The following is an 11,701-nucleotide window of genomic DNA, read 5'->3' as shown; positions in this document are numbered from 1 at the left end:
TACTTAATGATTGCTGTTGCTATAGACGGACCTGCAGGTGCAGGAAAAAGTACAATTGCACGCGCTTTGGCAAAGCGCCTTGGTTATATCTACGTAGATACAGGTGCGCTTTATCGTGCAGTGGGTTATTTTGCAATAAAAAACGGTGCAGATACAACATCTGAAAGTGATATTTTGCGTCTTTTACCTAAAATAGATGTTGCATTAAGGTTTGTAAATGGAGAACAAAGAGTTTTTTTAAATGGTGAGGATGTATCCGATTATATTAGGACACCTGAGATGTCAATGGCGGCGTCCAATGTGTCGGCACTGCCCGCTGTTCGAGATTTTTTATTTTCCCTTCAACAAAATCTTGCAAAATCAAATCATGTTGTAATGGATGGACGGGATATTGGTACAGTGGTGCTGCCCGATGCACAGGTAAAGATTTTTCTTACTGCTGCTGCAGAAGATCGTGCAGGCAGACGCCAGCATGAATTGCAGCGCAAAGGTTTAGATGCAGATTATAATGAGGTTTTGAAAGATGTTGTTCAACGAGACTACAACGATTCACATCGTGCCATAGCACCCCTGAAACAAGCCGATGACGCTATTTTGGTGGATACGACCGGTAACACGAAACAACAATCAATCGATCAATTGATTAGCGTTGTAGAAGACGCGCTTTCTAAACTGTAGTAATATGGGAGATTCACTTTATGAGCTTATTGTTTCGATTTGGCAGAGCGTTGCTCGCAGTTTGCATGTCATTGTGGCATAAAATAGAATTTGAAGGATTAGAAAATATACCCGATCGCGGTGGCTTTATTGTGTGCTCCAATCACCGTACCGATATGGACCCGCTTTACCTTGCATGGAAAATGAAAAGGCAGCTTTATTTCATGGCAAAAGCAGAGTTGTTTCGCATTCCCGTGCTTGGCTTCTTGGTAAAAAAATTAGAGGCTTTTCCGGTAGAACGGGGTAAGGGCGATACAGGTGCGGTTAACTACGCTATCAATATTGTAAAAACAGGCAAAATACTCGCTATGTTTCCCGAGGGAACTCGTTCAAGGGATGGGAAATTGCTTAAAGGGAAATCTGGTATATCTGTTATCGCCTCTAAATCGGGCGGAGATGTATTGCCTGTGGGCTTAAAGTTTACCGAGCCTGTGCGATTTCGTTCCAAAATTGTAATTCGTTACGGTAAAATTATCCCCAATAGTGATTTGCATATTGAGGATAACAAACCATCTGATATTAAAGCAGCGACAACACGTATCATGTCAGAAATTGCTTCCTTACTGGAGGATTAGTTCGTGAAAATTACAGTAGCAAAAACAGCTGGCTTTTGTTTTGGTGTAGACCGTGCAGTGAACCTTGCTTTTGAATATGCCGACAAGCACAAAAATGTATGTACACTGGGGCCTATCATTCACAACCCACAAATTGTTGAGCAGCTACGTCAAAAAGGAGTTACCTGTGTAAATAAGGTAACTGATTTACCGAAAGATGCAACTGTTGTAATTCGCTCACATGGTGTGGCACAGGCTGTATTTGATGAGATAGAAACGCAGCAGCTTTCGTATGTGGATGCAACTTGTCCATTTGTACAAAATATTCATCATATCGTTAAAGAACAAAGTGAACAGGGCAGAGTGATTTTAATAGCAGGCGATTCAGCCCATCCGGAAGTTCTTGGCATCAAAGGGCATTGTAACGGTGCGGTTTGTGTTTTTAAAACTGCCGAAGAGCTTCAAAATGTTTTAAATCAATCGTCAAATTACACAGAAAAGCAATGCTCAATGGTAGCACAAACAACATTTAACACGTTAGAATGGCAAAAATGCGTAGAAATTGCAAAAAAAGTGTGTACAAATCTAAGAATTTTTGATACAATATGTATTGCTACTGCGAAACGGCAACAAGAAGCGATTGAGTTAGCACGAAAAAATGACTTGATGGTTGTTGTCGGCGGGCGTACAAGCTCCAACACTGCAAAGCTTTTTCAAATTTGCAGTGATATCACAAGATGTATTCTTGTGGAACGCGCGGAGGAGTTGTATGATTACGATTTTGCGCAGGTCACCAATATTGGTGTTACAGCTGGGGCTTCCACTCCGGCTTGCATAATTAAGGAGGTACAAAAAACAATGAGTGAGATTCTTAAGAACCAAGAGGAAGAAATTAGTTTTGAGGAATTGCTGGATCAATCCTTCAAAAGTACATATAACGGGAAGAAGGAGACAGGCGTCGTAGTTGGTATTGCACCAAACGAGCTGCAGGTAGATATTGGTACAAAACATGCCGGATATGTTCCATTATCTGAGTTCACAGATGACCCCAATGCTAAGTTGGAAGACCTTGTGAAAAAGGGCGATAAGCTTGAACTGTTAGTAGTCCGTGTAAATGATGTTGAAGGTACTGTCATGCTGTCCAAAAAGCGTTTGGATCAGATTGCCGGCCTGGAGAAAATCGAAAATGCATACGAAACAGGCGAAGTTTTAGACGGTGTAGTTGTTGAGGTTGTTAAAGGCGGCGTAATTGTATCTTGCTTGGGTTCAAAAATATTTGTTCCCGCTTCTAAAGCTACTTTGTCGCGTAACGATGAGCTTGAATCTTTGTTAAAGAAAAATGTACAATTTAAAGTAATTGATTTGAAAAAAGAGCGCGGCAGAAAACGCGCTATCGGTTCTATCAAAGATGTAGCTTTAAAAGCAAGAGAAGAAGCAGCTGAAAAGTTTTGGGCTTCTGTTGAAGTTGGCAAAATTTACAAAGGTGAAGTTAAATCGCTTACATCTTATGGCGCATTTGTTGACCTTGGCGGCGTAGACGGTATGGTTCACATCTCTGAACTGAGCTGGAACAGAATCAAACATCCCTCTGACGTTGTTAAAGTTGGCGAGATTCTTGAAGTTTATGTTAAAGACATCGATAGCGTGAATAAAAAAATAAGCCTTGGTTATAAAAAAACTGAGGATAATCCTTGGGAAATTATCAAGAGAGATTATCCGGTTGGCACCGTTGTAAAAGCGAAGATTGTATCCATTACTACCTTTGGTGCATTCGCTCAGATTATTCCGGGTGTTGACGGCTTAATTCATATTTCTCAGATTTCGTATGAGAGAGTCGACAAAGTTGCTGATGTCCTTTCAGTGGGTAACGAAGTTGATGTTAAAATTACTGAAATTGATACGGATAAAAAACGTGTTAGCCTGTCTATGAAGGCTTTGTTGGAAGCCCCTGTTCAAGCAGAGGATGAAACTGCTGAATAATTGTTTTAAATTTGTATAGTTTTAAGGGTATGTATGTTTGTACATACCCTTTTTTCTTATAATTTTTTCGAAATTCTATGCCAGAGCGAGAAAAAATGCAAAAAATGAAGAAAACAGTTGTTAATCTCAAACATTAACCTGATATCACATTAGCATATTAGCACACTAAAGTGATAGAATGTATCTAACATAAATAATGTGTTTAGTTTACAATAAGGGGATTAACATAATGAAAAAGTTTTCTGTTTGTCTTATGGCAATAATAATGGCAGCAAGTGTATTTGCGGGCTGCGGTTCTAAACCGGTTGCCCAATCGTCCGATAAAAGTGTGGAATCATCATCGCAGCAGCCTTCAACAGGTATTTCATCTAAATCCGACCTTGAAGGAAAAATTGTTGCATTGCAGGCAGATTCTTCGGCTGAAGAAGCACTTGCTGGCGATGAAATATCATCAAAAGTAAAAGAAGTTATCAAATTCCCTGATAATATCGCGGCACTCAACGATTTAAAAGCGGGTAGGGTAGATGCAGTGATTCTTGATGAAGTCGTTGCAAACTATTATGCTACAAAAGATTCTTCCAGCTTTAAAGTGCTTGATGATTCGATTGCGGCAGAAGAATACGGCATTGCTTTTAAAAAAGGGAATACTGAGCTATACGATAAAATGGTTGCAGCTTTGGGAACAATGCAAGCAGACGGTACTGCGGCTAAGATTTCAACAGAGTGGTTTGGCAAAGATATCTTTAAAAATAACTTTAATGCCCCTGCGCAGGCTATTGTGCCCGATACAACCGGTAAAAAGCTTATTGTAGGGTTGGATGATAGTTTTCCGCCTATGGGTTTTCGAGATGAAAATAACGAGATAGTCGGTTTTGATATTGACCTTGCTAAAAAAGTGGGCAGCGTTATGGGTTATGAAGTTGTCTTGCAGCCTATAGATTGGGCATCCAAAGAGCTTGAGCTGGAAACAGGTAATATCGATTGTATCTGGAATGCTCTTACCATCACACCTGAAAGACAAGAGTCTATGCTTATTACCAAGCCATATCTTGCAAACAACCAGGTGATTGTCGTAAAACCTTAATTTAGCCTAGCATTTTTATTTACAATATGCAGACAAAAACCGGATGATGAATCCGGTTAGTCTGTTTTATATAGTTTTTTTTGAATACATAGTCAAGGAGAAACGGTTATATATGATGACGGTAATTTTAACCCTGCTTAAGGGCGCTCAAACAACGCTGATGCTGTTTGGTATCACCATAGCAGCATCATTGCCTCTTGGTTTTTTATTCACACTATTAGCGCGCTCTAAAGTACCTCCGGTGCGTTGGGTGATGAACGCAATCATTTATATTATTCGTGGCACACCTCTGTTGCTTCAGTTGATGTTTGTCTATTTTGGTTTGCCGTTTATACCCGGTATTGGCAGTGCGTTGGCTATGAGCAGATTTACCGCATCCTGCGTTACCTTTGTCATCAACTATGCCGCTTATTTTGCCGAGATATTTCGTGGCGGTTTATTGGCAGTAAATAAGGGGCAGTACGAGGCTGCAAAGGTGCTGGGCTTATCGAAAGCCCAAACTTTACTGTATGTTGTTTGCCCTCAAATGATACGTGTGGCATTGCCTTCCATTGGCAATGAGGCAGTTACCCTAATTAAAGACACCGCCTTGGTGTTTACCATCGGTGTAACCGAAATTATTCACTACGCAAAAACAGCAGTCAGCCGCGAAAATGATGTTGTATATTATGCCATTGCAGGTGCAATATTTCTGTGCCTCAACTCGATTCTCACTTATGCCTTTAAAAAGATAGAGGCAAAGTATAATTTTGAAAAGGAGGACTAGCCGATGTCTTTTATTTCTGTCCGAAATCTCAAAAAATCATATGGTAAACTTAAAGTGCTAAAGGACATCAGCTTTGATGTGGAAAAGGGAGATGTTATTGCAGTAATTGGCTCGTCGGGTTCGGGCAAAAGTACAATGCTGCGTTGCTTGATTGATTTGGAGCACATCGGTGGCGGGAGCGTTTCGGTTGATGGTGAACATCTTATAGAAGATGGAAAATATTCTCCCAGAGAAAAAGTAAAAGAAATCACATCGAAAATGGGAATGGTTTTTCAAAGCTTTAATCTATTTCCGCATCTTACTGTTCGTAAAAATCTCGAAATGCCATATAGCCTAAATAATAAGCAGACAGGTATATCCCAAATCAATGCAATTTGCGATTCTATGCTTAGAAAAGTAGGCATGCTCGAAAAAGCAAATGTGTTGCCTTCAAAACTTTCCGGTGGGCAGCAGCAGCGCGTAGCTATAGCACGTGCGATGATGCTCAACCCCGAAATTATGCTGTTCGATGAACCTACATCTGCGCTTGACCCTGAGCTTACAGGTGAAGTACTAAGTGTTATCAAGCAATTGGCAAAAGAAAAAATGACAATGATTGTAGTAACACATGAAATGTCTTTTGCACGAGATGTAGCGACGCGAGTGTTATTTATGGATGATGGACTAATCTTAGAGGAAGGTACGCCTGAAGAAATTTTTACGAACCCTCAAAATCAGCGCACAAAAGATTTTCTGAGTAATTTTATTCAATAATGTCTTATTTAAGCAGGAAGTATAAACTCCCTGCTTTTTTTTGTATGATTTCTTCCTATACTGGAAATAATATCATTACGAACTATAAAAATGTACAACATATATAAGATAGGAGAAATTCATATGAAAAGAATCTTAGCGTTGTTTACGGCATTGGCGATGCTTTTGGTTGTATCATCAGGCTGCAGCAAAAAAAATGAGAACGTTATAAAAAAAGACACAACCTTGCAAAATATTGTTGATAAAGTTGCAGAGGAATTCGGCGATTTTTATGTTCAGATGCCATCGAAACTCGATGCAAATACTTTGAAAGATTTGCTCAATATTGACCCTTCCATAGTTGAAGAATATGCAGGCGATTTTGCTATGTCAATGACTTCTGCAGATAACTTTATTGCAATCAAAGCAAAAGAGGGCAAAGCAGAAGAGGTAAAACAAGCCCTTGAAAACCGACGTGCACAGGTGCAAAAAACTTTTGAGCAGTATTTGCCTGGCCCCCTGCAGGTTGCTAAAGCGGGTAAAGTGATTGTAAAAGGTGATTATGTATTTCTTATTATGCTTGGTAATCCAGAAAAGGGACCGGAAAAAGATGTAGCGCGCACGGAAGAAATAATCAACAGCTTTTTTAACGAATAATTCACGTTAGCAGACTTGCTTTTTTATTAAACATTTGCTAAAGTAATAAGGGTATATAAAACACTTCGGACGAGACTATTCGCCGTGCAGTTGCAAGCGAATAGTCTTTTTATGTAACCAAGATATTATGACAGGGGAATAAGGTATGGTTTTTAGCAGTATTTTGTTTTTATTTCGGTTTATGCCTATTGCGTTTTTGCTTTATTATATAACGCCTCAAAAATTAAAGAATTTAGTTATTTTATTACTCAGCCTTGCGTTTTATTCTTGGGGTGAACCTAAATATTTCCCAATCATGATTGCCTCCATTTTATGCGATTATTTTGCATCAAAAGGCATTGAACATAATCGTGATAAAAAATGGGTATGTAAGTTATTCTTAATGTTCTCTATTGTATTTAATATCGGTATGCTGATGTTTTTTAAATACACCAATTTTTTTATCGAAAATTTTAATGCAGCTACGGGTCTTTCAATACAGCTTTTAAAGCTAACCTTACCGCTTGGCATTAGTTTTTATACTTTTCAAACACTTAGCTACACCATTGATGTTTACCGTGGTGATGTTAAGGCGGAAAATAATATTATAGATTTTGGTGCGTTTGTTTGCTTATTTCCTCAACTAATTGCAGGCCCTATTGTAAAATATACCGATATTAATCGTGAGCTGAAAACACGGAAAGTCAACCTTGATCAGATTCAAGAAGGAATCAAATGGTTTATTTTTGGCCTCGGTAAAAAAGTGCTTATTGCAAACAACATTGGTTCGCTATGGGATGAGGTGCAGCGGCTGGGCTTTGCAAATATTTCTACACCGCTTGCATGGCTTGGTATTCTTGCTTTTTCATTGCAGATTTATTTTGATTTCAGCGGTTATTCTTTAATGGCGATAGGCTTGGGAAAAATGCTTGGCTTTGATTTCCCCCAAAACTTTAATTTTCCATATATCTCACGCAGTATGACAGAATTTTGGCGTCGTTGGCATATGACACTTGGCTCCTGGTTTCGAGAATACCTTTATATACCTCTTGGAGGTAATCGCAAAGGTAAAATCAGAATGTACTTAAACTTGTTTATTGTTTGGGCAGCAACCGGTTTTTGGCATGGTGCGAACTGGAACTTTTTATTATGGGGTATACTGTTTGCCGTGCTGCTTATTTTAGAAAAGGCTTGGTTGCTCAAATATCTTGAGCGCGGTAAAGTCTGGCCGCATATTTATGTAATCTTTCTCTTGCTGTTAAGCTGGGCACTATTTGCTATAACCGATCTTTCTCAACTTAGTATTTTTCTGCAAAAGTTGTTTTCATTTGATGGCGGTATTGATTGGATTTATTATCTGCGCAGTTATTTTGTCACAATTTTTGCAGCCATTCTATTGTCAATGCCACTGGTGGAAAAATTCTATAATAAAGTGGAAGAATTGGAGTGGGCTAATATTGCACTGCTTGCATTGATTTTGATTACTTCGGTAGCATACCTTGTAGATGCAACCTACAATCCGTTTCTGTACTTTAGATTTTAGAGAAAGGGGGAGACGTATGAAAAAAATATTACAATATCCGTTGGTACTGCTTTTTACTCTGTTTATTCTTGTGTTTTTTATTATGGATATGTTTATCAGCCGCCGCGAATTTTCAGAAACCGAAAATCGCTATTTGCAGCTTCGTCCCGATTTTAGTGTAAAAACGCTGATGAACGGCAAATATACCACTACCTACGAAACTTATATTAACGATCAATTTGTTTTACGCGATCATTGGATTAATCTTAAATCGAAAGCAGAGTATTTTATTGGCAAACAAGAAAATAATTCGATTGTTTACGGTAAAAACCACTATATGTTTGAGAAGTTTGACCAAGTTGACCAGCAACGCATCGACAAAAATGTTGCCTCTATAAACGAATTTTTCTCTCTATATAGCGGAACACCCGTTACTTTTGCTATCATACCTAATTCTTATATGATTTTAGAGGATAAATTGCCCTATGGCTTAAACTTAATTAATCAATTTGAACAGATAGATTCGATATACAATCAGATACAAGCGCCAAATGTCTCCACTTTGTCTTTCAAAGAATCTTTATTTGCCCATAAAAACAATTATATTTATTATATGACAGATCATCACTGGACGACCTATGGAGCTTATCTTTCTTATTCCGATTTTGTAAAATCAAAAGGGTTGTCTCCCATAGATTACAACAGTTTAAAAGCAATAGAGGTACCTGGTTTTTACGGCACTTATTATTCTAAAACAAAACTGTTTAATGCATTATCTGATACGATCACTTACTTTGATATACCGATTGACAGCATCACGATTGACGGAAAAAATACTGTTTTAGATGCAGATAAAAAAGAAGTACCTATAAATGGGTTGTACAATACTGCCCAGTTTGCTAAACGAGATAAATATGCAGCTTTTTTATACGGTAATAACGGCGTTACGGTTGTTAAAAGTAAGAGTAACTTAAACCATGTTGATGGCAAAACCAGCCGTATTTTGGTTATTAAAGATTCTTACGGCAACTCTTTTGTTCCGTTTCTTACTTACAATTATGATGAAGTGGTTGTGGTTGACCTTCGCGCTATTCCGTTTAAGATGAGTGAATTTATGCAAACGAATACATTTGATGACATCTTGCTCATTTATAATTTTATGAATTTTACATCCGATACAAACTTTGCAAGATTAAAATATTAATAGAGCAAAAACTGTATAAAAAACGAAAGCTCCGAGGTAATTCGGAGCTTTCGTTTTTTATGAACCATAATATTCAATTTTTACAACATCATCTTTTTTAAAAATTACTTTATCGGGTCTTCTCCCAAATGCCACCAGTGTTTCGGCGGTAAATTCAGCACCATCGTCGATTACGTCTGTAATAGTAACACGCTTACCGTCGGCAAGCAGAACAATATCACGAGCACTAAGTTGGTGCTTCGCAAGGATCTCATCTTTGTTTTCCTTAAATTCTTTATTTTTTTTACGACCCACCAACCAAAGTATCAAAAGAATAATTGCCAATAATGCCATTGTTATTATCAAAAACTCAATATTCTGCATCATTTTTTCTATCATTTCATCACATCCTTACAAAAATTCAGCCCTCCGGTAAAGAGGGCTTAAAGTTAGCCGAAACGACGTAAAAATTTTGGACGAAACCATAAAATATAAGCAGAAATAATACGAGTTAAAGCGATATCGAAAACCACAAATACAAAATTGCCCAATGCTAGGGTGATAACACCGGTGTATTTTCCAAAATCGCCCATCTCAGTCATTACTTCAGGCATTTTCAATACGTAAATCATAAGCAGATAGGCAGCCACAATACAAATATTAAAGAGCGCCATTTTAATTACCCATTCCAGCACTCGAGATTTCAGCTTTTCCAAAGTACCTTTCAAAATAGGGTAGAATCCAAGAAAAAAAACAAAAATAAATGCCGCGGTTTTGTCAGGTGCAATCAATAGAGATAAAATAGAAACAGCGATGTACACCAAAACCGCCCACTTTGTGCCGCATTCAATTACCATAACAACCATTAAAAAACCCGCCATTGCCGGTACAGCGTAGCTTAAAAATGGCAAAATACCGGTCATAAGCATTAATAAAACACATAGTGCTGCTATCATTCCGCCAAGTGCTACTTGGCTAGATTTTTTCAACATTGTCGTGATGCTCCTTTGTTGTTCGGTGGGTTGTTAGCAGCACCTAATTAAGTCTCCGCCCATGCATTCACAACAGCAATCGGCACAAATCAATGAGGTGCACATGTCACATCCGCTGCAGCCTGCCGCAGTTGGCGCGGTACGGTAAGAACCGCTTTGGTTGGTTCCGTTATTGCGCTGCCACATCATTTGGTTAAGTGCTGCACGATATTCTGGGTTGCTTGGTGCCATATTAACAGCTTGCGACATATGGCGGTAAGCTTGATCAAGCCAGCCGCGAGTGTACAGTACACTTCCTTTTAAAAAATACCATTCAGCGTCACGGTTACTGTTGGGTACACCATCCAGCACCTCTGCGGCATCTTCTATACGTCCGTTTTGAATCATTCTGCGAATATCGGCGAATTGCGAGCCGCTTGAAGCATACGTCCCACTGTTATAGCCGCCTTGATACTGGTTTGCACCTTTACGTTGCGCAGTGATAGCATCATATGCTTCATTAATCTCCTTCATTTTCTCGGATGCAAGATCAGATAGGGGATTATTGGCATAATTATCGGGATGATATTTTCGAGCCATCTCACGATATGCTGTCTTTATTTCATCATCAGATGCATTTGGACTGACGCCCAGTACCTTATAAGGATCTGTCATGAATGTTGCTCCTTTTTTCCTCAATCAAATTGAGCGAGTTTTTTAATCCTAAGTAAATTACATTATCGAGAATGGATTTATATCGTTTCAATTTCAAAAGCTCGTACGTTTTTGCAATCTCAGCAGCTGTCTGGTTTAATGTAGCCACAGTTATGGTGCGAATTTTCGAGAGATCACTTTGCGGGGTCAAATGATTTTCGAGTATAAACGCATTATAACTTCCTGTTTTCATATCATTTTCAAGGTCATCAACTGCATCAATCAAATAAATCCATCGCCCTAAAAGATAGCCAAAACGGTTTAAAATACGTTTTTGAATGTCATCTTTACCAAGCATTTCACAAATTTGAGCCAAACTTGTTGCTGTGGGCTCTGCTGCTTCATCAATCGATGTGCAAGAGGCTTGTTCAAGAGCAAATTGCTGCCGCATCATCTCTGCTACGATTGTATCAAGCTCAGGATATTGCAGCATCGCTTTTTTTCGAGCAGATGAAACAAACGGTTTGGCAAACAACATAAGTAGTTTGCCCCAAAACTTCGAATCACGATAATTGTCTTCCACTTTATAATAAAGCATAATCATAGCAGTACAGGCGCTAAAAAGCGAAGATTCATTTAAATGGCAGCAATACTTTTTTTTAAGCGGATTTGCAAAGCATCGTTCCTTACAAAAATGCGGAGTTTTTTCTTCTAAAGCCATCGAAAGAATAGACAAAAATGCGAAGTCATAACTCAATGTAAAACGTGCAGCTAAGCCGTACGAACTGCCCAACTGCTTGCATAGTCCGCAATAAACGGCTTTATAAGTGTCATATTCACAAATGCGCAATTGAGGCTTAAAAGGCTTGATGTAACCAAACAAGGCAGGTGTACCTCTTTAT

Annotated in this window: 13 protein-coding genes; 9 read left to right on the top strand and 4 right to left on the bottom strand. The window is 38.6% G+C overall.

Annotated elements, in window-relative coordinates; translation table 11 throughout:
* The first annotated feature begins 6 nt into the window (after positions 1–6).
* From cmk to EDD70_RS07370, 9 genes are all read left to right on the top strand, one after another.
* Positions 7–678 (top strand): (d)CMP kinase, encoded by a 672-nt coding sequence (gene cmk, locus EDD70_RS07410; protein WP_092751460.1) that lies wholly within the window; start codon positions 7–9, stop codon positions 676–678.
* Between the two features lie 20 nt (positions 679–698).
* On the top strand, positions 699–1,292 hold the full coding sequence (locus EDD70_RS07405; RefSeq protein ID WP_092751462.1) for a lysophospholipid acyltransferase family protein: 594 nt from the start codon (positions 699–701) through the stop codon (positions 1,290–1,292).
* A gap of 3 nt (positions 1,293–1,295) precedes the next feature.
* Entirely contained in the window at positions 1,296–3,251 is a 1,956-nt protein-coding gene (locus EDD70_RS07400) for a bifunctional 4-hydroxy-3-methylbut-2-enyl diphosphate reductase/30S ribosomal protein S1 (protein ID WP_092751465.1), read from the top strand.
* A 229-nt stretch (positions 3,252–3,480) separates the two neighbouring features.
* The gene (locus tag EDD70_RS15145) at positions 3,481–4,335 is read left to right on the top strand and encodes a transporter substrate-binding domain-containing protein (protein WP_242943066.1); all 855 of its coding nucleotides are present in this window, start codon (positions 3,481–3,483) and stop codon (positions 4,333–4,335) included.
* A gap of 112 nt (positions 4,336–4,447) precedes the next feature.
* Entirely contained in the window at positions 4,448–5,101 is a 654-nt protein-coding gene (locus tag EDD70_RS07390) for an amino acid ABC transporter permease (protein WP_242943067.1), read from the top strand.
* Positions 5,102–5,104: 3 nt separating this feature from the next.
* On the top strand, positions 5,105–5,854 hold the full coding sequence (locus EDD70_RS07385) for an amino acid ABC transporter ATP-binding protein (protein ID WP_092751467.1): 750 nt from the start codon (positions 5,105–5,107) through the stop codon (positions 5,852–5,854).
* A 123-nt stretch (positions 5,855–5,977) separates the two neighbouring features.
* Positions 5,978–6,490 carry a DUF4358 domain-containing protein gene (locus EDD70_RS07380; RefSeq protein ID WP_162840774.1) on the top strand — a complete coding sequence of 171 codons (513 nt, stop codon included), beginning with the start codon at positions 5,978–5,980 and terminating at the stop codon, positions 6,488–6,490.
* Positions 6,491–6,635: 145 nt separating this feature from the next.
* Positions 6,636–8,012 (top strand): MBOAT family O-acyltransferase, encoded by a 1,377-nt coding sequence (locus EDD70_RS07375; RefSeq protein WP_092751471.1) that lies wholly within the window; start codon positions 6,636–6,638, stop codon positions 8,010–8,012.
* A 16-nt stretch (positions 8,013–8,028) separates the two neighbouring features.
* Positions 8,029–9,195 (top strand): DHHW family protein, encoded by a 1,167-nt coding sequence (locus EDD70_RS07370; protein ID WP_162840775.1) that lies wholly within the window; start codon positions 8,029–8,031, stop codon positions 9,193–9,195.
* Between the two features lie 57 nt (positions 9,196–9,252).
* Here the strand turns inward: EDD70_RS07370 and EDD70_RS07365 are convergent, their stop codons facing one another.
* Genes EDD70_RS07365 through EDD70_RS07350 form a run of 4 tightly spaced genes read right to left on the bottom strand, consistent with a single transcriptional unit; the run spans position 9,253 to position 11,682 of the window.
* On the bottom strand, positions 9,253–9,573 hold the full coding sequence (locus EDD70_RS07365; protein WP_092751475.1) for a hypothetical protein: 321 nt from the start codon (positions 9,571–9,573) through the stop codon (positions 9,253–9,255).
* 50 nt (positions 9,574–9,623) lie between these two features.
* Positions 9,624–10,166 (bottom strand): hypothetical protein, encoded by a 543-nt coding sequence (locus EDD70_RS07360; protein ID WP_092751477.1) that lies wholly within the window; start codon positions 10,164–10,166, stop codon positions 9,624–9,626.
* A gap of 33 nt (positions 10,167–10,199) precedes the next feature.
* Positions 10,200–10,820 (bottom strand): J domain-containing protein, encoded by a 621-nt coding sequence (locus EDD70_RS07355; protein ID WP_092751479.1) that lies wholly within the window; start codon positions 10,818–10,820, stop codon positions 10,200–10,202.
* Entirely contained in the window at positions 10,804–11,682 is an 879-nt protein-coding gene (locus EDD70_RS07350) for a DUF5685 family protein (protein ID WP_092751481.1), read from the bottom strand. The genes EDD70_RS07355 and EDD70_RS07350 overlap by 17 nt, the downstream gene beginning before the upstream one ends.
* Between the last annotated feature and the right edge of the window lie 19 nt (positions 11,683–11,701).

The organism is Hydrogenoanaerobacterium saccharovorans, from assembly GCF_003814745.1.
Taxonomy (GTDB): Bacteria; Bacillota; Clostridia; order Oscillospirales; family Ruminococcaceae; genus Hydrogenoanaerobacterium; species Hydrogenoanaerobacterium saccharovorans.
Note: the sequence above shows the minus strand (reverse complement) of the source record. Positions and strands in the feature narration are given on the sequence as shown.

Coding starts and splice junctions, on each gene's coding strand:
- EDD70_RS07405 (WP_092751462.1), top strand. CDS start 699: ATGAGCTTATTGTTTCGATTTGGCAGAGCGTTGCTCGCAGTTTGCATG.
- cmk (WP_092751460.1), top strand. CDS start 7: ATGATTGCTGTTGCTATAGACGGACCTGCAGGTGCAGGAAAAAGTACA.
- EDD70_RS07365 (WP_092751475.1), bottom strand. CDS start 9,573: ATGATAGAAAAAATGATGCAGAATATTGAGTTTTTGATAATAACAATG.
- EDD70_RS07360 (WP_092751477.1), bottom strand. CDS start 10,166: ATGTTGAAAAAATCTAGCCAAGTAGCACTTGGCGGAATGATAGCAGCA.
- EDD70_RS07375 (WP_092751471.1), top strand. CDS start 6,636: ATGGTTTTTAGCAGTATTTTGTTTTTATTTCGGTTTATGCCTATTGCG.
- EDD70_RS07370 (WP_162840775.1), top strand. CDS start 8,029: ATGAAAAAAATATTACAATATCCGTTGGTACTGCTTTTTACTCTGTTT.
- EDD70_RS07380 (WP_162840774.1), top strand. CDS start 5,978: ATGAAAAGAATCTTAGCGTTGTTTACGGCATTGGCGATGCTTTTGGTT.
- EDD70_RS07385 (WP_092751467.1), top strand. CDS start 5,105: ATGTCTTTTATTTCTGTCCGAAATCTCAAAAAATCATATGGTAAACTT.
- EDD70_RS07355 (WP_092751479.1), bottom strand. CDS start 10,820: ATGACAGATCCTTATAAGGTACTGGGCGTCAGTCCAAATGCATCTGAT.
- EDD70_RS07390 (WP_242943067.1), top strand. CDS start 4,448: ATGATGACGGTAATTTTAACCCTGCTTAAGGGCGCTCAAACAACGCTG.
- EDD70_RS15145 (WP_242943066.1), top strand. CDS start 3,481: ATGAAAAAGTTTTCTGTTTGTCTTATGGCAATAATAATGGCAGCAAGT.